We start from the raw sequence: 574 nt of genomic DNA on the forward strand, positions 1-574 counted from the left end.
CATGGATGGCGCCATCGAGCCCCCAGGGACGGGTTGTGGTGGTCAAGTATTTTTGGACACTCCCAAAGGGAGTTCAGGCCACCTGCTCTTCACAAAGCGCAGGTGGCACAAGGCCGTTGGCACTGTGCGGCCGACGGTGGTTGTACCAGTCCACGAATTGCTCGATGTCTGCTGCAGCCTCCTGTCGAGTGGGGTATTTGGAGTAAAGCCACTCCCCTTTGAGGGTGGCGAAAACCCGTTCCACCACCGCGTTGTCCCAGCAGTTGCCCTTCCTGCTCATGCTTTGGGTGATGCCGTTGTCACGCAGAATTTCGGCCATGGCATGGCTGGTGTACTGCCGACCTTGATCCGAGTGGAAAAGTAGTCGCCCGTTGGGACGACGCTGTTTCAGAGCCCCACGCAGGGCTCTGACGGCCAGCCAGGCATCCCCTTCGTGAGAGTGGGCCCAGCCCACGATCCGTCGGGCAAACAGATCCACCACGATGGCCAGATAGAGCCAGCCTTGCTGGGTCGGGATGTAGGTGATATCCCCTGCCCAAACTTGGTCGGGTGCCTCCGGGTTGAATTGGCGTTC

Annotated in this window: 1 protein-coding gene; it reads right to left on the bottom strand. The window is 59.9% G+C overall.

Annotated features, from left to right (window positions below; genetic code table 11):
• Nucleotides 1–73: 73 nt before the first annotated feature.
• A partial coding sequence (locus G5A07_RS21140) for an IS3 family transposase (RefSeq protein ID WP_191863964.1) occupies nt 74–574 on the bottom strand: 501 nt, incomplete at its 5' end.

The sequence above is a fragment of the Stenotrophomonas sp. AS012628 genome, from assembly GCF_010608305.1.
GTDB classification, from domain to species: domain Bacteria; phylum Pseudomonadota; class Gammaproteobacteria; order Xanthomonadales; family Xanthomonadaceae; genus Stenotrophomonas; species Stenotrophomonas geniculata.